Below are 22,017 nucleotides of genomic sequence, written 5' to 3' on the forward strand. Positions count from 1 at the left end.
CTCAGCGGATCATTGCGGCGCGTTCGGCCTCCAGCAAGGCTGCCAGCCCGGCACGATAGTCGGGATGGCGCAGATGGACCCCGAGGTCGGTCTTGATCCGGTCGTTCCGGACCCTCTTCGATTCTGCGTAGAAGCTGCGGGCCATCGGGCTCAGCTCGGCCTTCTCGAAGGGGATGGCGGGCGGCACCGGCAGGCCCAGCATCTCGGCCGCGAAGGCGATCACCTCGTCGGGCGGGGCGGGCTCGTCATCGGCGAGGTTGTAGACCGCACCGGGATCTGGCGCGGCCATCGAGGCGGCCAGTACCTGGGCGATATCCTCGACATGGATGCGCGAGAACACCTGGCCCTCCTTGACGATGCGCTGGGCGCGGCCCTCGCGCACCCGCTCGAGCGGCGAGCGGCCGGGCCCGTAGATCCCAGCCAGCCGGAAGATATGCAGCGGCAGGTCCAGCGCGGCCCAGCCCGCCTCGGCCGCGACCCGGGCCGCGCCGCGCGAGGTTGCCGGGGTCAGCTCTGCACTCTCGTCGACCCAGTCGCCGCCATGATCGCCATAGACCCCGGTGGTCGAGAGATAGCCGACCCAGCGCAGATGGCGGGCCGCGCGCAGGGTCTCGCCCAGGGCTGCCAGCACCGGGTCGCCCGAGGCCCCGGGCGGCACCGAGGTCATGAGATGCGTGGCTGCGGCCAGATCGGGGCCGAGATCCTCGCCGGGCCAGATCCGGGCCTCGATGCCGGTTCGGCGCAGGGCCTCGACGCCCTCGGGGCTGCGGCTGGTGCCGATCACGCGCCAGCCCGGTCCGAGGCTCTGCGCAAGCTCGCGGGCCGAATATCCATGCCCGATGGAAAGAAGGGTACCTGTCATGCCCCATAGATTGCCCCGGACGGCGCCAGTGGCAAGGGGCGGGGTCGGGTCTGCGGCGCAGCGCCCCGTATCGGCGAAGGGCAAGGATTGTGCCCCGGGCTTTCCGAGAGCGAGGCTTGCGCCCGGGGCTTGCAGAGAGCGAGGCTTGCGCCTCGCGGGCAAAGCGTGACACTTGGCCCGAGCCCGACCCAGCCGACCGGAGACCCGCCCATGCCGGACCACAGCGATTTGCCGCTTTCCAGCCCCAGCCTGCCCGCCCCCGAAAGCTTCACCGATGCGGCCCGGGCGGTCGAGCGGCTGGTCGAGATCTACGAAACCGCAATCGGCTTTCTCAGGGCTCGTTTCGACGAGGTGCTGGCCGGATCGGCCCCCCGCGCCCGATTCCGCGCGGTCTATCCCGAGATCCGCTTTTCCACCGTCACCCATGCCCTGGTCGACAGTCGCCTGTCCTTCGGTCATGTCGCCGAGCCCGGGACCTATGTCACCACCGTCACCCGGCCCGATCTTTTCGCCAATTACCTGCGCCAGCAGATCGGCCTGCTTCTGGAAAACCACGGTCAGCCGGTGGTGATCGGGCCCTCGACCACGCCGATCCCGATTCATTTCGCGATGGGCAGCGCCGGGGTCACGGTGCCCCAGGACGGCGCGCTGGATGTGCCTTTGCGCGATCTCTTCGATGTTCCGGACCTGACCACGACCAATGACGACATCGTCAACGGCACCTGGTCGATGCCCGAGGGCGTGGCCCGGCCGCTGGCGCCCTTCACCGCGCAGCGGGTCGATTATTCTCTGGCCCGGCTCGCGCATTACACTGCGACCGCGCCCGAGCATTTCCAGAACCATGTCCTGTTCACCAACTACCAGTTCTATGTCGAGGAATTCGAGGCGCTGGCGCGGCGGGCGCTGGCCGATCCGGACAGCGGCTATACCGCGCTGGTCGGCCCCGGCAATGCCGAGATCCGGGCGCCCGAGACCCAGCTGCCGGTGCCGCTCAAGCTGCCGCAGATGCCCTCCTATCACCTCAAGCGCCCCGACGGGCAGGGCATCACGCTGGTCAATATCGGCGTCGGCCCCTCGAATGCGAAGACCGCGACCGATCATATCGCGGTGCTGCGCCCGCATGCCTGGCTGATGGTGGGCCATTGCGCGGGCCTGCGGAATTCGCAGCGGCTGGGCGATTTCGTGCTGGCCCATGGCTATCTGCGCGAGGATCACGTGCTCGACAACGATCTGCCGCTCTGGGTGCCGATCCCGGCGCTGGCCGAGATCCAGGTCGCGCTGGAGGATGCGGTCGAGGAGGTGACGCAGCTCGAGGGCTATGGGCTCAAGCGGATCATGCGCACCGGCACGGTGGCCACCATCGACAACCGCAACTGGGAACTGTCGGACCAGACCGGCCCGGTGCAGCGGCTGTCGCAGTCCCGCGCCATCGCGCTCGACATGGAAAGCGCCACCATCGCCGCCAATGGTTTCCGCTTCCGGGTGCCCTATGGCACGCTGCTTTGCGTGTCGGACCGGCCCTTGCATGGCGAACTGAAGCTGCCCGGCATGGCTTCGGATTTCTACAAGACCCAGGTTGCGCGGCATCTGGCCATCGGGGTCCGGGCGATGGAGCTTTTGCGCGACATGCCGCTGGAACGCATCCATAGCCGCAAGCTGCGCAGCTTCGAGGAGACGGCCTTTCTCTGACCCATGCGCATCGCCCGGGCGATGCGGTTCGGGATAGGGCGGGTCCGGGCGCATGCGCCGTCGTTTTCGTTTTCGGTTTCGGGTGAGGCCTTTGGGCCCGGGAACCGGGGAAAAGCGCCGGTGCGGTCGGCTTCGGCTTGCGCATTGCCGCCGATGGGCGGAAAAACGGTCGCAGAACGCTATGAAATACGGTTGTTTGCCCCACAAATGGTTGTGTGGGTCCGCAATACTGAGTTAAATACACGCGACACGCCCCCATAGAGGGCAGGAACGAGGAGACCATACATGGCCAAACCCATGACCAAGACCCAGCTGGTTGCGGCCCTCGCCGAGGAGATGGAGGCCGACAAGAAAACGGCCTCTGCCGCCCTCGACGCGATCACCGCGATCATCACCCGTGAGGTGGCGGCCGGCGGTTCGGTGACCCTGCCCAGCGTGGGCAAGATCTACTGCCGCGAGCGCCCCGAGCGCATGGTGCGCAACCCCGCCACCGGCGAGCAGTTCAAGAAGGACGCCGACAAGGTGGTGAAGGTTACCATCGCCAAGGCCCTGAAGGACAGCGTGAACGGCTGAGCCACCGGGTTCAGTCCGATCTTCACGGTTCAAGGGCCGCCCGCAGGGCGGCCCTTTCGTTTTGGGAAGGGGCGCGGCCCGTCCCCGGAAACGCGACCGACCCGGCGAAGGGCCAACGGGGCGGTATCCGGTCGGACCGGCCGGGTCCGATGACAGCCGGGCGCCTGCCTGGGCTGTCGACAACCTGACCTCTCTGGCATTTCCCGCGTTGTTGCCGGGGGTGCGACCGGCCCGGGCTCAGAAGCCTGCCCCCGTGTCCGCGTAATGGACCTGGCCCCGGGGCAGACGCAGGCCGCGGTCGGCGGCCTCATCGGTGACCAGATGGTCGATCTCGTCGAGGCGGCAGATCGAGACCCGGCTTTCGGTGCCGATCTTCTCGGAATGGCACAGCATGATGCAGTCGCGCGAGCGCCGCATCATGGCACGGGCGACCTCGGCCTCGTGCAGCGCGTAATCGGTCGCGCCCCGATCCGCATGCAGCCCGACCGGCGAGAGCACGGCGTAATCGGCCAGGAAGCGGTCGATCTCGGACAGGGTCATCTCGCCATAGGTGGCGGGCACGTCTGTATGGGGGCGTCCGCCCAGCAGAAGCGTGTCGCAGTCCCGGGCGGGGCCCGCGAGCTGTGCGATCTCTATGGAATTGGTGATGATCCGCATCCCGCCCATCCGCGCCAGCGCCCGTGCGAAGGCGCAGGTCGTGGTGCCGGCATCGATGAAGACGGTCGAGCCCGGCGGGATCAGGGTCGCGGCCAGGGTGCCGATGGCGGCCTTCTTGTCGGCATGGGCGACGCGGCGTTCCGAGAAGGCGGGCTCTGGCAGGATCTCGCGCTCCGTCGCGACGGCGCCGCCATGGACGCGGGTCAGGCTGCCATTCTGTTCCATCTCGAGCAGGTCGCGGCGCACGGTTTCATGCGAGACGTCGAACATCCGCGCCAGCTGGGCGGTGAAGACCCGGCGGTCATGGCCGAGCCGTTCCAGGATCTTCGAATGTCTTTCGTAAGGCTGCATCCTGTCGGGTCTCCTGTGTCGGTTGTGTGGTTTTAGCAGGTCCTGAGGGATTCGCCACATTTACGAGGGAAATTTGTGTGTTTTGGCGGCGAAATGCCGCTCTCTTGTCCGTAAAGCCGCATACTTCGCGATCTTCTGGGCGTAAAACATGCTCTCTGCTAGGGCGATTTGTGAATTCTGGGGATTTATGTGCGTTTTTCTTGACATTCGAGCCCCTGCTTGTGGAGGCTGGAGGCGGAACAAGTCGAATTGCAGGACCGGGGTTGGCAGGTATGAACGAGTTGGGCGATGCGCTGCGTTTCGCGAATGACACGGCAGACGAGGCGGGCCGCATCGCGCTGAAGCATTTCCGTCAGGCGCTGGATGTCGAGAGCAAGGCCGATGACAGCCCCGTCACCCTCGCGGACCGCGCCGTCGAGGCGCTGATGCGCGAGCGGATCATGGCGCGCTTCCCCGCCCATGGCATCTTCGGCGAGGAAGAGGCGCCGCTGCGCCCCGACAGCGAGCATCTTTGGGTGGTCGATCCGATCGACGGCACCAAGAGCTATGTCACCGGCAATCCGCTGTTCGGCGGGCTGATGGCGCTTCTGAAGGATGGCGCGCCCTGTCTGGGGCAGATCGACATGCCCGCGCTTGGCGAACGCTGGTGCGGGGTCGCGGGGCAGGCCACCACCCTGAACGGCCGGCCCTGCCGCACCAGCGGCTGTACCGATCCGGCCGAGGCCTTCGCCTACACGACCGACCCCATGCTGTTTGCGGGCCCCGATGCCGAGGTGCTGGAGATGCTGCGCCGGACGGTCCGGATGCTGCGCTTCGGCGGCGATTGCTATGCCTATGCGCTTCTGGCCTCGGGGCATTGCGATCTGGTGCTGGAAACCGGGCTGCAGCCCTATGACTACCTGCCGCTGGTGCAGGTCATCCGCGGCGCGGGCGGGGTCATCACCGACTGGCAGGGACAGCCGCTTGGCGTCGGCTCGAGCGGCGAGGTGCTGGCCGCGGCCACGCCCGGGCTGCACGGCGCGATGCTGGAGCGGATCGAAAGATTGCGGACAGGCCAGGCGGCCTGAGGCAGCGATCCCGGATCAACCGGGGCCTGCCGTCATGACGACAACAGACAGACCAACAAGGAGTGCACGACCATGGATAGGCGGAATTTTCTCCGATACGGCGCGATGGCGGGGGCGGCGCTGGGGGCGGCGCGGATCAACCCCGATTTCTTCTTCAGCTCGGCCTTCGCGCAGGAGGCCCGCCCGCTGGTCTTCCTCTCGGCCGAGAACATCACCGGCAACTGGGACCCGACCGCTCACACGACGCTGTCCCAGACCAATATCGAGGGCTTCGTCATGGGCTATCTGACCCGGGCGCCGATGCGCCCCGACGATCCCGAAAAGGTGGTCTATGAACTCGCGACCGAGATCACCGAACTCGATGCCCACCGGTTGCAGATCAGGCTGCGGGACGGCGTCACCTTCCATGACGGCAAGCCCTTCACCTCCGAGGACGTCAAGGCGACCTTCGAATACGGCGCAAAGCTCGACCGGCCCAAGCAGGTCTATCCCGGCGGCCCCGACACCTTCGCCGTCGAGACCCCCGACGATCATACCGTGATCGTCGATACCTCGAAGGGCGGCTATGGCGCCTCGCTGTTCATCTTCCTCGCCTCCTATCTGCCGATCCTGTCCGCGAAGGACGTGGCCGAGGGTCCCAAGGGGGTGCTCAGCCAGCGGCTGAACGGCACCGGCCCCTTCCGCTTTGTCGAGCAGCGCGGCAACGACACCGTGATGGAAGCCTACGAGGGCTATTTCCGCGGCGCCCCCAAGGTGACGGGCGTCACCTTCTCTTTCGTGGGCGATGCGACGACGCGGATGCTGTCGCTGATGAACGGGCAGGCCGATGTCATCGAACGGCTCGAGCCCGAACAGGTCGAGACGCTGGAGGCGCGCGACGACATCAAGATCTCGCGGTTGGTCTCGGTCGAGAACAAGTACCTGTGGTTCCGCTGCTCGAAGCCGCCCTTCGATGACTGGCGCGTCCGCAAGGCCGCCTGCCATGCCATCGATCGCAGCATGATCATGGAGATCATGGGCTCGGCCGGCGAGGCCTCGTCGAATTTCGTCTCGCCGATCAAGTTCGGCTATGTCGATCTGGAGAATTACCCCGAATACGATCCCGAGGAATGCCAGCGCCTGCTGGCCGAGGCGGGCTATCCGGGCGGCGAGGGTCTGCCCGAGCTGGAATACATCACCTCGACCGGCTTCTATCCCAAGACCAAGGAATATGGCGAGCTGATCGCGGCGCTGCTGCAGGAACAGGGCTTCCCGGTCACGCTGAACGTGATGGAGGTCGCGGCCTGGAACGAGCGGCTTTACGACCGCCCCGGCGGTGGCCCGGGCCATATGGTCGATTGCGGCTGGTCGACGGGCTCGCCCGAGCCCGATCTGGTCCTGCGCACGCATTTCCATTCCAGCTCCAAGCGGATCTGCGGCATCGTCGATCCCGAGATCGACGCGGCGCTGGATGCCGAACGCGATGCGCCCTCGCTTGAGGCGCGCAAGGAAAGCCTGCAAACGAACCTGATGCCGATGCTGGCCGACAAGGTCCCGGCGCTGAGCCTGTTCACCTCGGTCCTGATCCACGGGATGCGGGCCAATGTGGACGGGCTCTTCATCTATCCCGACGGCCAGTCCGATGCGTCCATGACGACCCTCGGCTGACTGGCCGGCCGGAGCCCCGCCACTCCTCCTTGGGGGCTCCGGCCATTGACGGGACTGCCACGCATCCGGGAGCTTGCCGATGTTCATCCTACGATTCCTCGCGCGACGGCTGGGGCAGGGCGCGATCATCATCTTCCTTGTCTCTGCCCTGATCTTCACGCTGTTGCGCGTCGTGCCGGGCGATCCGGTCCGGCTGATGGTGGGGGGCATGGCCCCCGACACCCTGGTCGAGGAGATCGCCGCCGAAATGGGGCTGCGCGATCCGATCCATGTCCAGTTCGGCCGCTACATGGGCAAGGTGCTGCAGGGCGATCTGGGCGAATCCTTCGTGCGGCCCGCCAGCGGTGCGGCCGTGGGAGGCGCGAGCTTCGACGATTCCACCCGGGGCGAGCGCGCCAAGGTACTGGACCTGATCGCCGAGACCGCGCCGATGACCCTGCAACTGGCGCTGCTGGCCATGGTCTTTGCGCTGATGATCGGGGTGCCGATCGGCGTCTGGGGCGGGCTTTATCCGGGACGGCTGCCCGACCGGCTTGCGCTTTATACCTCGTCCCTGTTCGTGAGCCTGCCGAATTTCTGGCTGGGGATCGTTCTGGCGCTCCTGTTGTCGGTAAAGCTGAACCTTCTGCCCGCCATCGGCTATCGGGGCTTTTCCTACACCATTCTGCCGGCGCTGGTGCTGGCGGTAGAGATCGCGCCCTTCATCATCCGCACCCTGACCGTCTCGGTCGCGGGCGTGATGGGCCAGAGCTTCATCGACATCGCCCGGGTGCGCGGCCTCTCGCGCAACCAGATCGTCTTTCGCCATGCGCTGAAGAATTCGGCAGTGCCGCTTCTGAACCTCTTGGGCGTGCAGTTCTCGATGCTTCTGGGCGGGGTTCTCGTGATCGAGTTCATCTTCGACTATCCGGGGCTCGGGCTTCTGACCATCAATGCCGTGATGCAGCGCGATTTCCCGCTGATCCAGGGCATCGCCATCGTCACCGCCGCCGTCTTCGTCCTGATCAACATCGCCGTGGACCTTCTGGCCACCGCCATCGATCCGAGGCTCGATTACTGATGACCAGCACCGACATGCCCCTTGCCACGGCCGGCCCCGAGGCCGGGCGCCGGATCTCGACCCGGATCTGGCAGACCGCCTTCGCCTCGGTCGAGTTCCGGATCGGTCTGGCCGTCTTCGTTCTGCTGCTGCTGGCGGCGCTTTTGTACCCCGAGCTCAGCGGCATCGACCCGACCAAGATGAACATCCGCGCCAAGCTGACCCCGCCTTTGTTCATGGGCGAGGGCTGGAACTGGGCGCATCCGCTGGGCACCGACCAGCTCGGCCGCGACATGCTTTCGCGGGCTCTCGTGGGGCTCCGCTATTCGCTTCTGATCGGGGTCTCGACCACGGTCCTGATGCTGCTGGCGGGCGCGATGATCGGGCTTTTCGCGGGCTATTTCAGCGGGCGCACCGATACCGTGCTGATGCGGCTGACCGATGCCCAGCTCTCGGTCCCGATGATCATCCTCGCGATCACCATCCTCGGCGTCTCGCGGCCCACCATCCCCTCGATCATCCTGGTGCTGGGGCTGGCGGGCTGGCCGGTCTATGCGCGGGTGATGCGCTCGACCGTGATGGCCGAGCGCAAGAAGGAATATGTGCGCGGCGCGCTGGTGTTGGGGGCGACCGATCTGCGGATCATGTTCACCCTGCTTCTGCCGCTGGTGCTGCCGCCGATGGCCTTCGTCGCGGTGCTCGATATCGCGCGGATGATGATCTTCGAAAGCGTGCTGGGGTTCCTCGGGCTCGGGGTCCAGCCGCCCACCCCCACCTTCGGCAATGTCATCGCCGACGGGCGCAAGTACCTGATGAACGCCTGGTGGATCGCCACCATGCCCGGCGTCTTCCTGGTGCTGACCCTGACCAGCATCAACCTGATGGGCGCCGCGCTCGAACGCGCCCGGAACGCGATCTATGGAGGGGCGTGAGATGGCCTTGGACACGACCGGAGCTACCGAAACCCTTCTCTGCGTGCGCGGCCTGAGCGTCGCGGCGGGCGAGAAACCGATCCTGACCGATATCTCCTTCGATCTGGCGCCGCGCTCGATCCTGTCGGTGATCGGGGAAAGCGGCTCGGGCAAGACCGTACTGGCCCGCGCGCTGGCCAGCTGGCTGTCGGCGCCGTTGAGGGTGACAGGCGGCGAGATCCGGTTTCGCGGCCGCGATCTGGTGGCCGATCCGGCCCATGCCCGCAGCCTTGCCGGTCGCGAGATCGCCTATGTCGGCGGCAACCCGGCGGGCGCGCTCGATCCGACCATGACGGTGGGCGCACAGCTGGTGGAAAAGCTTCGCGCGGTCCGGCCCGACATGTCCGCCGATGCGGCGCGGGACAAGGCGATCCGGCTTCTAGAGGCCGTGCATATCCCCTCGGCCGGGCGGCGGTTTCATGAATATCCGTTCCAGTATTCGGGCGGCATGATGCAGCGGGCGATGATTGTCGATGCGCTGATCTCGGACCCCGCGCTTCTGATCGCCGACAACATCACCCAGCCGCTCGATGTGACCGTGGCCGCGCAGATCCTCAAGCTGATGCGCGAGCTGAACCATGACTTCTCGACCGCGATCCTGTTCATCTGCTCGTCGCTGCCGGTGGCCTGCGATGCCTCAGACGAGGTGATGGTGCTGCATGAGGGGCGGGTGGTCGAGCGCCAGACCCCGGCCGCGCTGGTGGCGCGCCCCGGACATGCCTACACCAAGGATCTGATCGCCGAGCTGCCGACGCTCTGGCAGGGGGGCGAGACCGGCGCGGGGCGCGGGATCGATCGGAACCGGCGCGCGATCATGTCGGTCCGGGGGCTGGCCAAGGCCTATGAGGTCCGCGCGCGGGGCCAGGCCGGCGTGTCGCGGGTGCAGGCCGTGCGCAATGTTGAATTCGACGTCTTCCCGGGCGACAATTTCGGCGTCGTGGGGGAATCCGGCTGCGGGAAATCCTCGCTGATGCGGCTACTAACCGGGCTGGAACGGCCCGATGCGGGCTCTGTCTTCTTCGAGGGCGAGAATGTCGCCGCCGCCAGCCCCAAACGCCTGCGCGCGCTGCGCCGCAAGTTCCAGCTGGTGCTGCAGGACCCTTACGGCTGCCTGCCGCCGCAATCCGCGATCGGCGCGATCCTCGAAGAGCCCTTGAAGATCCACCGGATCGGCAACGCCGCCGAGCGGCGCGACCGGGCGCGGGCGGTGATGGCCGAGGTCGGGCTTTCGGACAGTCTGTACCGCGCACTGCCGACCGGGCTGTCGGCGGGCCAGCGCCAGCGGCTGAACGTCGCCCGCGCGATGATCCTGGAACCCCGGCTGCTGATCATGGACGAGACGCTGTCGGCGCTCGACCAGACCGAACAGGGCAAGCTGCTGGATCTGTTCGACAAGCTGCAGGCCCAGCATGGCTTCACCTATATCTTCATTTCGCATGACCTGACGATGGTGCGGCAGGTCTGCTCGCGGATCGCGGTGATGTATCTCGGCGAAACCGTCGAGGTCGCGCCCAATGAGCGGCTCTTCTTCGACCCGGGCCATCCCTACAGCCGCGCGTTGCTGTCGGCCGCGCCGACGCTGGAGGAGCGCCGCTACCGCCCCGAGGACTGCCTGCTGGAGGGCGAACCCCCAAGCCCCATCGACCTGCCCCCGGGCTGCGCCTTTGCCAGCCGCTGCCCGCAGGCCTTCGACCGCTGCCGGGCCGAGAACCCGGCGCTCCGCGCCCGCGGCGATCACGCGCTGGCCGCCTGTTTCCTCAACCCCGACCCCGACATCGCGCTGCATGAAACCGCCACGGAGACGACCCATGCCTGAGACCCCGAGCCTTGCCCGCATCGACGCGGATCTTCTGAACCAGCTGATGGAAAAGGTGTCGGAATTCGGATCGACCGGCGATGGCGGGGTCGACCGCCCGGTGCTGACCGATGCCCACAAGGCCGCCCGCGACTGGTTCCGGGCCGAACTGACCGCGCGCGGCTATACGGTGCTGGTCGATGCCATCGGCAACCTCTTCGGCCGGATCGACTTTGCGGGGCACGACGCGCCCCTGGTGATGATCGGCTCGCATCTCGACAGTCAGCCCAAAGGCGGGCGGTTCGACGGCGCCTATGGGGTGATGGCGGCGCTGGCCGCGGTCGAGAGCTTTCGCAAGGACAGCGCGGCGCCGCGCTGCAACTACGTCATCGCCGACTGGATGAACGAGGAGGGCGCGCGGTTCCAGCCCAGCCTTCTGGGCTCGTCGGTCTTCGCGGGGCTTTTAGATCTCGACTGGGCGCTGGCGCGGCGCGACCGCGACGGCAAGAGCGTGGGCGAGGAACTGGTCCGCACCGGATACAAGGGCACCGACGCGGCGCCGCGCCCCGATCTGTATCTCGAGATCCATATCGAGGGCGACGCCAGGATGGAGACGGCGGGCGCCCGCATCGCGCCCTTCCTGCGCCATTGGGGCGCGCTGAAGGTCAGGATCGAGGTCACGGGCGAGCAGAACCATACCGGCCCGACACCGATGGAGGACCGCAAGGATGCGGTTCTGGGCGCGGCCCATATCATCGCCGAGGTGCGGCGGCTGGCGGATGTGGCAGAGGACACGCTGTTCACCTCGGTCGCGCGGGTCGATATCTCGCCCAATTCGCCCAATATCGTGCCCGGCAAGGCCATCCTGTTCTGCGAATTGCGCGCGCCGGAACAGGCGATGCTGGACTGGTCCGAGGCCAGCCTGCGCGCGGCCCTGCCGGAACTGGCGGCACGCGCGCGGACCACGGCCGAGATCATGTCCGTCGACCGCCGACCGGCGGGCAAGTTCGACCCCCGGCTGGCGATGCTGACCGAGCGGGTGGCAGACGATTTCGGGCTGCCGAGGATGCAGCTCGACACCATCGGCGGGCATGACGCGGTGGCGGTGAACGCGATCCTCCCGAGCCTCGTCTTCGCGGTGCCCTCGGTCGGCGGCGTGATCCACCGCAATGACGAATACACGAGCCCCGAGGATCTGGCCGCGGGCGGCGACGTGCTGACCGACATGGTCCGCCGGATCGACCGCGCGGGCGGCGATCTGGATCTTGCCCTCGGGGCGAATGCATGAGCGGGGCGCTTGTTACAAACGAGATGATGGCCGCCGCCTGTGCCGCTGCCGGGCTGGCCTGCGACGGGGCCGGCCCCGGGCCTGCGCCGCTGGCCTCGCCCAGCTATCTGGCGCTGGAAAGCGCCTCGATCCTGACGGGCGAGGTCTTCCTCAAGGTCATGCATCCCGAGATGCGGGAGGGCTTCGATCTGGACGCCGCGATGACGCTGGCGCACCAGGCAGGCGCGGCGGGGGTCGGGCCCAGGGTGCTGTGGGCGGATGCCGCGCAGGGCGCCATCGCCATGGAGGCCCTGACCGAGGCCGGGGGCTGGCGCCGCGCGATGCAGAAGGATTTGCAGGAGCCTGCGGTTCTGGCCGCCGCGATGGCCGCGCTGAAGGCCTTGCATAGGACGCCCGCGCTCGCCACCCGCTTCGATCCCTTCGCGCAGATCGACGCGCTGATTGCCGGGCATGGCCGGATCGGCGCGCTGCTGCCGGACGATATCGACTGGCTGCGCCGGTTGATCGGTGCCGCCGAGCCGGTGCTGCGGACGGGCGCGACGCTGGCCCCCTGCCGCAATGACGGCGCGGCCTCGAATCTGATGCTGGGGCCCGTGGGCACCGTGCGGCTGGTCGATTACGACCGCGCGGGGATGAACGACCCGCTTTACGATCTGGGGGTCCTGCTGGCCGAGGCCACCGATTTCGAGCGCGACATGCAGGCGGGCTTTGCCGCCTATGCGGGGGGCGTCGACGAGGCGGGCTTCGCCCGTGCCCGGCTCTGGTCCTTCGTCGATGACATGCTGCATGCACTCTGGTCGCGGCTGAAGGCGCAGACCTCGGTCCGGGGCGGGGTCGAATGGCTGAAATACGGCGAATGGCGGCTGATGCGGCTGCGGATGGCGCTGAACCATCCGCAATTCGAGCAGAAGATCCGGCTGGCAGGAGGGGCGGCATGAGCATGAAGACACTGGGCCAGGCCGCGCATCCGATGGAAGAGGCGATCGAGGCGGTGATCGCGAAGGCGCCCCTGTTCCGCGGCGGCGCGGGCATGGTCTATGGCCCGGTCTCGGGCGGGATCAGCAACGAGAACTGGCGCGTGACCGCGACCGATGGCAGCGGCGACTGGTTCGTCAAGATCCCCGGCAACGGCACCGAGATGTTCATCGACCGCAACGCGGCCTTCGAGGCCTCGCAGAAGGCGGCAGCGGCGGGGCTCGGCCCCCGGGTCTATGGCGATCTGGCGGCCGAGGGCGTCGAGATCAACGATTTCATGGCCGACCGCCGCCCCGCCACCCACAGCGATTTCGCCGATCCTGCAAGGCGCGGCGCGGCCATGGCCGCTTATCGCAAGCTGCACGCGCTGCCGTTGCTGGCCACGACCAAGACCGTCTTCGACATGATCGACGAACATGCCGCCCAGGCCGCCGATCTGGGCGCGCCACGCTTTCCCGACCATGACTGGATCATGCTGAACGAGGCCATGGCGCGCGCGGCGCTGATGGCCTCGGGGCTCGATCTGGTGCCCTGTTTCAACGATCCGATGCCGGGGAATTTCATGATGGGCCAGGACGGCTCGATCATGCTGATCGACTATGAATATGCCTCGATGAACGATCGCTGCTATGATTTCGGTCTGTTCTTCGGCGAGATGTTCTTCACCCCCGAACAGGAGCTGGAGCTGATCGAGGCCTATTTCGGCGAGGTCCGCCCCGAGATCCTGTCGCGGGTCATCGTCCACAAGGCGCTGGCCGATGTGAAATGGGCACTGTGGTCGATGGTGCAGCTCAGGGTGTCGCGGCTGGCCTTCGATTTTCACAAATACGGGATGTGGAAGCTGATGCGGTTTCGCCAGATCACCGGCCATCAGGACTGGCCGAAGCATCTGCGGACGGTCTGACCGGGAAAGGCGGGAAAGATGCCTCGATACAGTGCCACCGCGGGTGGCGAGCAGTTCACCTTCGGGTCCCTGGCGAGGCTGCTGGCCGCGGCCACGCACGAGCGCTCGGGCGATCAGCTGGCCGGGATCGCGGCCGCCAGCGCCACCGAGCGGGTCGCGGCGCGCCGGGTTCTGGCCGATCTGCCGCTGGCCGAGTTCCTCACCGAGGCGGTCGTGCCCTATGAGGAGGACGAGGTCACGCGGCTGATCCTGGACAGTCACGACCCTGCGGCCTTCGCCCCCTTCGCGGCGATGACGCTGGGCGATTTCCGCGACTGGCTTCTGTCGCCCGCGGCCCATGCGGCAAGCCTTGCCGCCGCAGCAGCGGGGCTGACGCCCGAGATGGTCGCGGCGGTGTCGAAGATCATGCGCAATCAGGACCTGATCCGGGTGGCGCGCAAGGTCGAGGTGGTGACCGCCTTTCGCAACACCATCGGCAGGACCGGGACGCTGTCGACCCGGTTGCAGCCCAACCACCCGGCCGATGACGCGCGCGGCATCGCGGTCTCGACGCTCGACGGGCTGCTCTTCGGGGCGGGCGATGCGGTGATCGGGATCAACCCGGCCTCGGACAACCTCGCGAATTGCGCGGGCCTTCTGGCGGCGCTGGACGAGATGGTCGCCGGTCTCGCCATCCCGACCCAGACCTGCGTGCTGACCCACGTTACCAACGCGATCCGGCTGATCGAGGAGGGCGCGCCGGTCGATCTGGTGTTCCAGTCGGTCGCCGGGACCGAGGCCGCCAATGAGGGGTTCGGCGTCACCCTCGCGATGCTGTCCGAGGCGCTGGAGGCCGGGCGCAGTCTCGGCCGGGGCACGGTCGGCGACAACCTGATGTATTTCGAGACCGGGCAGGGCGCGGCGCTTTCGGCAGATGCCCATCACGGCGTCGATCAGCAGACGCTGGAGGCCCGCGCCTATGGTGTCGCCCGCGCCTACAAGCCGCTGCTGGTCAACACCGTCGTGGGCTTCATCGGGCCGGAATATCTTTATGACGGCAAGCAGATCATCCGCGCCGGGCTCGAGGACCATTTCTGCGGCAAGCTCCTGGGCCTGCCGATGGGGGTCGATGTCTGCTACACGAACCATGTCGAGGCCGATCAGGACGACATGGACGTGCTGATGACGCTCTTGACCCGGGCGGGGGTGACCTTCCTGATCACCGTGCCCGGCGCCGATGACGTGATGCTGGGCTATCAGAGCCTCGCCTTCGAGGATATCGGCTATCTGCGCGAGGTGACCGGGCTGCGGCCCGCGCCGGAATTCGAGGCCTGGCTGGCGAAGACGGGGCTGGCGCAGGGCGCGGCGGGCCCGGCCGCGCTGCCGGATGCGGCGGCGCTGGGCAAGCGGATGGGGATTCCGACATGAGCGGCAGCGTCAGCACGGGGTTCGGACGGCTGCGGGCGATGACGCCCGCCCGGGTGCGGCTGGATGCGGCGGCGGGCCCGACACCGCTGGATGCGCTTCTGGCGTTTCAGGAGGCCCATGCCGCGGCCCGCGATGCGATCCATGCCCGGCCCGACTGGGACGCGCTTGCCGCGGCGCTGACCCCGCTGGCTACGATCCGGGTGCAAAGCCGGGCGGTCGCGCGCAGCATCTATCTGCGGCGCCCCGATCTGGGCCGCCATCTGGCCGGGCCGGTGGATCTGCCGCGCACCGGCGCTCCGCTCGTCGTGGTGGTCGGAGACGGGCTCTCGGCCCCGGCGCTGGCCCATGCCGCGCCGGTGATCGCGGCCCTGCGCGCGGCGCTGCCCGAGCTGGACGCCACGCCCGTCATCCTGGCCGAGGGTGCGCGGGTGGCGCTTGGCGATGACATCGCCCGGCGGATGGGGGCCGCGATGTGCCTGATGCTGATCGGCGAGCGCCCGGGGCTCAGCGTCTCGGACAGCCTCGGGGCCTATCTCACCGCCAACCCCGTGCCCGTCACGAGGGACAGTGCGCGGAACTGCGTCTCGAACATCCACCGCACGGGTGGGCTTTCGCCCGAGGCGGCGGCCGCGCGCATCGCCTGGCTGATCGCGGCTGCCCGCAAGCTGGGCCGGACCGGCGTCGCGCTGAAGGATGAAAGCGGAGCGCACCCGGCCGGGACACTTGCCCCCTAACGCGCTGCCCGGGCGGGCCGGGTCGCGGTCCTGCCTTGCGCGGCCGTTCCGAAGGACCGTCGGGCGGCGGGCGAGACGCTTCTGCCATCACGCCGCGGCCCCGGCTTCTGTCGCCGCGATCTTGGCGGCCATCCGGCTCGAACGGTCCGGGGCCGCGCCCTGACCTTTTCACCTACCCTGATGGCGATGGCCTGTCCGCGTTTCAAGCATATCCGGTTTCCGCGCGGGCCGGGTCGACTTGTATTTCCCGGTCGGGAAACGGTCGGGCGCTTCTTGCCCACGGGCGGATGAGGCGGGTCCGCTGCGGCGCGCAGAGAGAGGCCCGTCCGAGGCGAATTTCCGGGATTTTCGCGAGGGTCCGGCGCGAGGGGCCCGGTCCGGTTGCGGTCGGCGGCTGCGTCCCGAAAACCGCCTAATTTTTAGGCAGGCCAGAAAGGGTTAAGGAAGATGCCGTTTGCCGCGGGTTACCCACAGGTTCTTCCCCAGATTCTGGGGATAGGATCTCCGCCCCGGCCGTTCGCCCCCCGGGAACGGGGATAACGGAGATGCCGGCAGGCGTTGTCGGGGCCTCGGGCGGGATTTCGGCTGCGTTTTCAGGCAGAGGCGCGGCCTTGCCGACGGCCGGGCGGCCGGGAAAAGGCGGCAGGATGGCCTCGCGGAGGGCCTGCGAGGCGGGATGCGAGAGCGTGGCGAGTTCCGCGGAAGGGGCCTCCTCGACGATCCGGCCCCGGTCCATCACCAGCACGCGGTCGGCGAAGCGGCTTACCAGACGCAGGTCATGGGTGATGAAGAGGCAGGCGATGCCGCGTTTGCGGCGGATCTCGCCCAGAAAGGCCAGCGTGCTGGCCTGCAGATGCAGATCGAGATTGGACACCGCCTCGTCGAGGATGACCAGCCGGGGCTCGGGGGCCAGGGCGCGGGCGATGCAGACCCGCTGCAACTGGCCGCCGCTGAGCTGGCCGGGGCGCATCCGGGCGATCCGGGGCGGCAGCTCGACCAGATCGAGCAGCTCGGCGACGCGCGCCTCGCGGCCCTTGCGGTCCAGCCGGGTCAGATGGCGCAGCGGCTCGGCGACGATCCGGCCGACGGTCTGGCGCGGATTGGTGGCATCGGGCGAATCCTGGAACACCATCTGCACCGCGCGGCGCATCCTCAGCCACGCTGCGCCGCGGCACGCCTCCAGCGGCATGCCCTCGAAAAGCACCTCGCCTGTCGTGGGCCTCTCCAGCCCGCAGAGAAGCCGCGCGAGGGTGCTCTTGCCGCAGCCCGAGCGCCCGAGCAGGGCGACGGTCTCGCCTTCGTCGATCTCGAGCGACACTTCCGACAGCGCCGCATGCGTTCTGGCCGGACCCAGCAGCGGACGGCTGCGATAGCAATGCGACAGGCCGCGGGCGGCAAGCAGGCTCATGCCGGAAGCTCCTGTCCGTAAAGGGCGAGATGCGCCGCCACCAGCATCCGCGTCACCGGATGGCGCGGGGCGTGGAAGATCTGTCCGACCGGTCCCCGCTCGACCAGGGCACCGGCCTCCAGCACGGCCACCTCATCGGCCAGCCGCGCGACGACGCCCATGTCATGGGTGATCAGCATGAGGCCCAGCCTCGCCCGGTCCCGGCTTCGTTCCATGAGATCGAGGATGCGCGCCTGCACCACCAGATCGAGATCCGTGGTCGGCTCGTCGGCGAAGAGAAACGGCGCCCCGCCGAGCAGGGCCAGTGCGATGGCCACGCGCTGCAGCATGCCGCCGCTCATCTCGAAGGCGTAAAGGCCAAGCACCCGCCCGGGGTCTTCGAGCCCCACCTCGGCGAGCAGGTCTTGCGCGGCCGCTTCGGACCAGGGCCGGTCCAGCGCCCGGCAGGTTTCGCGCATGTGGTCGCGCATGCTCCGGAGCGGGTTGAAGCCGCTGCGCGGGTTCTGCAGGATCGAGGCCACGACCCGTCCCCGCAGCTGCCCGGGCGCCACCGGCCTGCCATCGAGACAGACCCGGCCGCGGACGGCGAGGTTGGCCGCCTGAACCCCCAGCGCCGCGGCGCAGGCGGTGGACTTGCCCGATCCGCTGGCGCCGACCAGAGCGAGCGTGCGGCCCTGTGCGATCTCGAGCGTCAGATCCCGCAGCAGCGGGCGGCCGCCGGCTGCGACGCTCAGCCCCTCGATCGAGAGCACCCGGCTCAATGCGCGGCCTCCCCGACCAGGCCGGGGTCCAGCCGGTCGCGCAGCGCGTCGCCCAGCATGTTGAAGGCCATGACGGTGAGGAACAGCGCGAGCCCGGGCCAGAAGATCAGCATCGGCGCGGTCCATACGAACTGGCGGGCATCGGCGATCATCACCCCCCATTCCGCGGTCGGCGCCTGAACGCCCAGCCCGAGGAAGGACAGCCCCGAGACATGCAGCATCATGTGCCCGACATCGAGCGTGGCCAGGACGATCATCTGCGAGAAGGTCGCGGGCAGCAGGTGCTCGGCGAAGATGCGGGCGCGGCTCGCCCCGGCCAGGCGCGCCGCCAGCAGGAAATCGCGGTGGCGCATCGACATGACGATGCCGCGGGCGATCCGCGCATACCAGGCCCAGTGCGACAGGGCGATGGCGATGATGACATTGACCAGCCCGGTGCCCAGCATGCCGATCATGAACAGCGCCAGGATCAGCGTCGGGAAGGTCATGAAGATGTCGGCGACACGCATGATCGCCTGGTCGATCCGCCCGCCGGCATAGCCCGCCAGCCCGCCCAGTCCGAGCCCCATGACCAGGATCAGCGCGAGCGTCGCGGCGACGCAGCCAAGCGATGTCCGCGTGCCCGCGATCAGCCGCGAGAAGATATCCCGCCCGAGATGGTCGGTCCCCAGCAGGTGACCGTCGCCGGGCGGTTGCAGGCGGTGGGCGATGTCGACCGCGTCGGGCTGGAACGGGGCGAGCGCGGGGCCGATCAGCGCGGCCAGAACCAGCAGCGCGACGATCAGGCAGGCCGCGCCCAGACGCAGCCTGCGCCAGACCGGCCCGGCCTGTCGGCGGCGCAGCGCGAGGCTCATTGCGGCGCCTCCGTGGCCTGACGGATGCGCGGATCGGCCAGGGCGTAAAGGATGTCGACGACGAGGTTGCAGAACACGAAGATGACCACCATCAGCAGGGTGAAGCACTGGATCACCGGATAGTCCCGGTTCAGGATTGCCGTGACCGCATAGCGCCCGAGCCCGGGCCAGCCGAAGATGCTCTCGATCACCAGGGTGCCGCCCAGAAGCTCGCCGATATGCATGCCGGTCGCGGTGATGACCGGCAGCCAGGCATTGCGCAGGACATGGCGGCGTTCGACCATGCGTGGCGGCAGCCCGCGCAACAGAGCATAGCGGACATGGCGCTGGCCCGCGACCTCGAGCATGCTGGCGCGCAGCAGCCGGGCATTCACGGCCAGCGACATCAGCGCCACGGCAACGACCGGCAGGACCAGGCTGGCCGGACCCTCGCGGCCCATCGGCGGCAGCCAGCCCAGATGGACCGAGAAGACCAGCACCAGCAGGAAGCCCAGCCAGAAATTCGGCACCGAGACGCCCAGGAAGGCGACCAGCCGCACCGCATGGTCGGGCCAGCGGTCGCGGTAGCGCGCGGCCCAGATCCCCAAGGGGACCGAGACCAGCAAGGTGAAGGCCAGTGCCGTCCCGGCCAGCTGCATCGTCGCCGGCAGGAAATGCAGGATATCCGGCAGCACGGGACGCTGCAGGGCATAGGAGATCCCGAAATCGCCCCTGAACGCGCGGCCGATCCAGTCGAGATATTGTGCCGCCAGCGGCCGGTCGAGCCCCAGCATCTCGCGCGCATCGGCCAGTGCCTGCGGCGTCGGCGGCACCTTCGACAGGCGCAGATAGTCCAGCGCCGGGTCGCTCGGGCCCAGCCTGAGCATCAGGAAGATCACCAGCGAGGCCCCGAACAGCATCGGGATCAGCAAGAGCAATCGTCGCAGGATGAAGGCTTTCATGGGCTCAGGCGTCCGGGGTCAGCATCTCGAAGGGGATCTCGCTCGACATCGCCCCGAAGCGCAGCGGCCCGACGCGGGGCCGGGCCACGGCCATCGCCGTGGTATGGGTCAGGGGCAGATAGACCGCCGCCTCATGGAACCGTCCCAGCAGGTCGCGATAGAGCGCCTGCCGCCGGTCCTCGTCGGTCGAGACCAGCACCTCGCCGATCCGGCGGTCGATCTCGGCCTTGTCGGGCAGGCCCGACTGCGCCTGGTAATCGGCATGCGCGGGCACCCGCATCGAGCTGAGGAAGGCATGCGGGTCGTAGGGCGCGCCCCAGGTCCGGTTGAAGATCATGTGGAAGCGGCCGTCGCGCTGGCGGGCATAGACGCTGCTTTCCTCCTCGCCGATCAGGCTGACGCCGATGCCCACGGCGGCCAGGGCGGCCTGCAGGATCTCGGCCTTGGCCTTGGCCACGGCATCGGTGCCGACGAAGCACAGATCCAGCATCAGCGGCCGGCCCTCCTTCTGCCGGGGCTGCCCGGCGCGGCGCGCGATCCAGCCATCGGCCTCCAGCAGCCCGGCGGCAGCGGCGGGGTCGAAGCGGTAGGGGGAAAGCCCGATATCGGCATAGGGCACGTTGGGCGCGAACAGCGCATCGGCGCGCTGTTCGGTGCCGTGCAGGACGGCCGCGATCAGGGCGTCCTTGTCAACGGCATGGTTGATGGCCCGGCGCACGGACAGATCCCGCGTCGCGCCCCGCGCGGTGTTCAGCGCCAGCGAGCTGGTCTCCATCGGCGCCGAGAGGCCGGCGCTGAAATCTCCCGAGCGGGCGAGGTCCTCGAACATGTCGGGCGAGAGCGGTCCGTCGGTGCCGTAGACCATGTCGATCTGCCCGGTGCGGAGCGCGATGGCGCGGGTATTGGGGTCGGGGATGACCTTGACCTCGACCCCGGCACAGGCCGGGCGCGGGCCCCAGTAGCGGTCGTTGCGGCGGAAGATGTCCCGTTCGCCCAGCGAGGTTTCGGTCAGGACCCAGGGCCCGGTGCCGATCGGGGCCAGGATGCCGTCCTTCGTGCCGCCGTCCCGGAATTGCGAGGGCGCGATGAATCGGAAGGGGCGGGGCAGGGCCAGTTCCTGCAGCGTGGGGTAATAGGCATCCTTCAGCCGCAGCCTCAGCGTGAAGGGCGCGCGCACCTCGGTCGCGACGATCTGGTTGGCCAGTTCCAGCCAGGCATGGCGAGACCGGTTGGCCAGCACTGCGTCGAAATTGGCCTTTGCCGCGGCCGCGTCGAAGGGCTCGCCATTCGAGAAGACGACATCCTCGCGCAGCGCAAAGGTATAGTCCCGGCCATCCTCCGAGACCATCCATGAGCTGGCCAGCCAGGGCATGATGCGCCCGTCGGCCCTGTAGCGCACGAGCGGGTCGTAGAGCATGTTCTGCGCGAACATCTGGTTCGGCGAATAAAGATGCGGGTTCAGCGGTCCGGCATTCAGCGGCCAGGCAAAGCGCAGCACGGGATCTGTGGCGCGCCCTGCGGCCAGGGCCGTCAGCGGAGAGGTCAGGCAGGCGCCGTAAAGGGGCAAGGCCAGAAGGGAGCGACGGGACGGCACGGCCTTCTCCGGTATGACAAACGACAAATATTTTCATACTTTCTTTTCACCGCGATGCGGTCATGTCAATTATCTGGCGCCATGGTCCCGGCCTTCCTGCCTGAGGGGCAGGTCGATGCCGCAGCCATCGCGGCCGAGCCTCAGCGCGGTTGCGGGCAGGCCCGCACCGCGCCGGATGCCGCATCGAGGACGGCCGACCATGCGGGCCGTCTGTCGTCCCTGCGGCGGCGGGCAGGCAACGGGGCTTTTCAGTCGGTCGCGAAGACCCGGCGGCGGCTGTGTCGCGGTGCCGGGTAGGGCCAACCGGCGACATCCCCGGCCGGGCTGCCGTGTTTACCTGCGACAGGACCGGCCATGGCGGCAGGGGCCCCGCCCGCGTTCCGGCCGGGGCCGATCCGAAGGACGTTCGAGGCGGTGCGCGCCCGGGCCCGTCACCTATGTCTGCCCGGTCTCTGGGGAGCTGCCGTGCCCTCCGCGGTCTCGGGGTCCCGCCGCCTTCG

At 68.3% G+C, this 22,017-nt stretch carries 19 protein-coding genes; 12 read left to right on the forward strand and 7 right to left on the reverse strand.

The genetic code is table 11. The features are described from left to right. Position 1: 1 nt before the first annotated feature. Positions 2 to 862 carry an SDR family oxidoreductase gene (locus tag B5V46_RS00800; RefSeq protein WP_080614823.1) on the reverse strand — a complete coding sequence of 287 codons (861 nt, stop codon included), beginning with the start codon at positions 860 to 862 and terminating at the stop codon, positions 2 to 4. A gap of 210 nt (positions 863 to 1,072) precedes the next feature. Between B5V46_RS00800 and B5V46_RS00805 the strand changes: the two genes are divergently transcribed. Beyond that, entirely contained in the window at positions 1,073 to 2,551 is a 1,479-nt protein-coding gene (locus B5V46_RS00805) for an AMP nucleosidase (protein WP_080614824.1), read from the forward strand. 285 nt (positions 2,552 to 2,836) lie between these two features. Further along, entirely contained in the window at positions 2,837 to 3,124 is a 288-nt protein-coding gene (locus B5V46_RS00810) for an HU family DNA-binding protein (RefSeq protein WP_080614825.1), read from the forward strand. A 237-nt stretch (positions 3,125 to 3,361) separates the two neighbouring features. On the opposite strand, the gene B5V46_RS00815 is transcribed toward B5V46_RS00810, so the two are convergent. Continuing rightward, positions 3,362 to 4,132 (reverse strand): DeoR/GlpR family DNA-binding transcription regulator, encoded by a 771-nt coding sequence (locus tag B5V46_RS00815; protein WP_080614826.1) that lies wholly within the window; start codon positions 4,130 to 4,132, stop codon positions 3,362 to 3,364. 272 nt (positions 4,133 to 4,404) lie between these two features. Between B5V46_RS00815 and hisN the strand changes: the two genes are divergently transcribed. The 10 genes from hisN (at position 4,405) to B5V46_RS00865 (ending at position 15,959) form a co-directional block, all read left to right on the forward strand. Further along, positions 4,405 to 5,199: a histidinol-phosphatase gene (gene hisN, locus B5V46_RS00820; protein WP_080614827.1), complete on the forward strand. Its 795-nt coding sequence runs from the start codon at positions 4,405 to 4,407 to the stop codon at positions 5,197 to 5,199. A gap of 72 nt (positions 5,200 to 5,271) precedes the next feature. Beyond that, positions 5,272 to 6,846 (forward strand): ABC transporter substrate-binding protein, encoded by a 1,575-nt coding sequence (locus B5V46_RS00825; protein WP_080614828.1) that lies wholly within the window; start codon positions 5,272 to 5,274, stop codon positions 6,844 to 6,846. A gap of 79 nt (positions 6,847 to 6,925) precedes the next feature. Continuing rightward, entirely contained in the window at positions 6,926 to 7,906 is a 981-nt protein-coding gene (locus B5V46_RS00830; protein WP_080614829.1) for an ABC transporter permease, read from the forward strand. Further along, a complete protein-coding gene (locus tag B5V46_RS00835) occupies positions 7,906 to 8,817 on the forward strand; it encodes an ABC transporter permease (protein ID WP_080614830.1) in 912 nt (303 codons plus the stop codon). Before B5V46_RS00830 ends, B5V46_RS00835 begins: the two co-directional genes overlap by 1 nt. A gap of 1 nt (position 8,818) precedes the next feature. Next, complete coding sequence (locus tag B5V46_RS00840) at positions 8,819 to 10,672, forward strand: ABC transporter ATP-binding protein (RefSeq protein WP_080617894.1); 1,854 nt, start codon at positions 8,819 to 8,821, stop codon at positions 10,670 to 10,672. After that, positions 10,665 to 11,939 (forward strand): Zn-dependent hydrolase, encoded by a 1,275-nt coding sequence (locus B5V46_RS00845; RefSeq protein WP_080614831.1) that lies wholly within the window; start codon positions 10,665 to 10,667, stop codon positions 11,937 to 11,939. Before B5V46_RS00840 ends, B5V46_RS00845 begins: the two co-directional genes overlap by 8 nt. Next, on the forward strand, positions 11,936 to 12,877 hold the full coding sequence (locus B5V46_RS00850; protein ID WP_080614832.1) for a phosphotransferase family protein: 942 nt from the start codon (positions 11,936 to 11,938) through the stop codon (positions 12,875 to 12,877). Before B5V46_RS00845 ends, B5V46_RS00850 begins: the two co-directional genes overlap by 4 nt. Then, on the forward strand, positions 12,874 to 13,818 hold the full coding sequence (locus tag B5V46_RS00855) for a choline/ethanolamine kinase family protein (protein WP_080614833.1): 945 nt from the start codon (positions 12,874 to 12,876) through the stop codon (positions 13,816 to 13,818). The genes B5V46_RS00850 and B5V46_RS00855 overlap by 4 nt, the downstream gene beginning before the upstream one ends. Before the next feature lie 18 nt (positions 13,819 to 13,836). Beyond that, positions 13,837 to 15,225, forward strand: coding sequence for an ethanolamine ammonia-lyase subunit EutB (locus B5V46_RS00860; RefSeq protein WP_080614834.1), 1,389 nt, complete (start codon positions 13,837 to 13,839; stop codon positions 15,223 to 15,225). Continuing rightward, on the forward strand, positions 15,222 to 15,959 hold the full coding sequence (locus B5V46_RS00865; RefSeq protein ID WP_080614835.1) for an ethanolamine ammonia-lyase subunit EutC: 738 nt from the start codon (positions 15,222 to 15,224) through the stop codon (positions 15,957 to 15,959). The genes B5V46_RS00860 and B5V46_RS00865 overlap by 4 nt, the downstream gene beginning before the upstream one ends. 412 nt (positions 15,960 to 16,371) lie before the next feature. Here B5V46_RS00865 and nikE read toward each other — a convergent pair whose 3' ends face one another. The 5 genes from nikE to nikA are packed head-to-tail and all read right to left on the reverse strand — an operon-like array spanning position 16,372 to position 21,517. Then, entirely contained in the window at positions 16,372 to 17,367 is a 996-nt protein-coding gene (gene nikE / locus B5V46_RS00870) for a nickel import ATP-binding protein NikE (protein WP_080614836.1), read from the reverse strand. Further along, positions 17,364 to 18,119 (reverse strand): ATP-binding cassette domain-containing protein, encoded by a 756-nt coding sequence (locus tag B5V46_RS00875; RefSeq protein ID WP_231119326.1) that lies wholly within the window; start codon positions 18,117 to 18,119, stop codon positions 17,364 to 17,366. The genes nikE and B5V46_RS00875 overlap by 4 nt, the downstream gene beginning before the upstream one ends. Before the next feature lie 5 nt (positions 18,120 to 18,124). Continuing rightward, positions 18,125 to 18,982 (reverse strand): nickel ABC transporter permease subunit NikC, encoded by an 858-nt coding sequence (gene nikC / locus B5V46_RS00880; protein ID WP_080614838.1) that lies wholly within the window; start codon positions 18,980 to 18,982, stop codon positions 18,125 to 18,127. Next, a complete protein-coding gene (gene nikB, locus B5V46_RS00885) occupies positions 18,979 to 19,923 on the reverse strand; it encodes a nickel ABC transporter permease subunit NikB (protein WP_080614839.1) in 945 nt (314 codons plus the stop codon). Before nikB ends, nikC begins: the two co-directional genes overlap by 4 nt. 4 nt (positions 19,924 to 19,927) lie before the next feature. Then, entirely contained in the window at positions 19,928 to 21,517 is a 1,590-nt protein-coding gene (gene nikA / locus B5V46_RS00890; protein WP_080614840.1) for a nickel ABC transporter substrate-binding protein, read from the reverse strand. Positions 21,518 to 22,017: the final 500 nt, after the last annotated feature.

It is taken from the genome of Rhodovulum sp. MB263 (assembly GCF_002073975.1).
In the GTDB taxonomy this organism is placed as follows: Bacteria; Pseudomonadota; Alphaproteobacteria; order Rhodobacterales; family Rhodobacteraceae; genus Rhodovulum.

Bases quoted from the DNA above. Each gene is read 5' to 3' on its own strand.
- B5V46_RS00800 (WP_080614823.1), bottom strand. From the start codon at position 862: ATGACAGGTACCCTTCTTTCCATCGGGCATGGATATTCGGCCCGCGAG.
- B5V46_RS00805 (WP_080614824.1), top strand. From the start codon at position 1,073: ATGCCGGACCACAGCGATTTGCCGCTTTCCAGCCCCAGCCTGCCCGCC.
- B5V46_RS00810 (WP_080614825.1), top strand. From the start codon at position 2,837: ATGGCCAAACCCATGACCAAGACCCAGCTGGTTGCGGCCCTCGCCGAG.
- B5V46_RS00815 (WP_080614826.1), bottom strand. From the start codon at position 4,132: ATGCAGCCTTACGAAAGACATTCGAAGATCCTGGAACGGCTCGGCCAT.
- hisN (WP_080614827.1), top strand. From the start codon at position 4,405: ATGAACGAGTTGGGCGATGCGCTGCGTTTCGCGAATGACACGGCAGAC.
- B5V46_RS00825 (WP_080614828.1), top strand. From the start codon at position 5,272: ATGGATAGGCGGAATTTTCTCCGATACGGCGCGATGGCGGGGGCGGCG.
- B5V46_RS00830 (WP_080614829.1), top strand. From the start codon at position 6,926: ATGTTCATCCTACGATTCCTCGCGCGACGGCTGGGGCAGGGCGCGATC.
- B5V46_RS00835 (WP_080614830.1), top strand. From the start codon at position 7,906: ATGACCAGCACCGACATGCCCCTTGCCACGGCCGGCCCCGAGGCCGGG.
- B5V46_RS00840 (WP_080617894.1), top strand. From the start codon at position 8,819: ATGGCCTTGGACACGACCGGAGCTACCGAAACCCTTCTCTGCGTGCGC.
- B5V46_RS00845 (WP_080614831.1), top strand. From the start codon at position 10,665: ATGCCTGAGACCCCGAGCCTTGCCCGCATCGACGCGGATCTTCTGAAC.
- B5V46_RS00850 (WP_080614832.1), top strand. From the start codon at position 11,936: ATGAGCGGGGCGCTTGTTACAAACGAGATGATGGCCGCCGCCTGTGCC.
- B5V46_RS00855 (WP_080614833.1), top strand. From the start codon at position 12,874: ATGAGCATGAAGACACTGGGCCAGGCCGCGCATCCGATGGAAGAGGCG.
- B5V46_RS00860 (WP_080614834.1), top strand. From the start codon at position 13,837: ATGCCTCGATACAGTGCCACCGCGGGTGGCGAGCAGTTCACCTTCGGG.
- B5V46_RS00865 (WP_080614835.1), top strand. From the start codon at position 15,222: ATGAGCGGCAGCGTCAGCACGGGGTTCGGACGGCTGCGGGCGATGACG.
- nikE (WP_080614836.1), bottom strand. From the start codon at position 17,367: ATGAGCCTGCTTGCCGCCCGCGGCCTGTCGCATTGCTATCGCAGCCGT.
- nikC (WP_080614838.1), bottom strand. From the start codon at position 18,982: ATGAGCCTCGCGCTGCGCCGCCGACAGGCCGGGCCGGTCTGGCGCAGG.
- nikB (WP_080614839.1), bottom strand. From the start codon at position 19,923: ATGAAAGCCTTCATCCTGCGACGATTGCTCTTGCTGATCCCGATGCTG.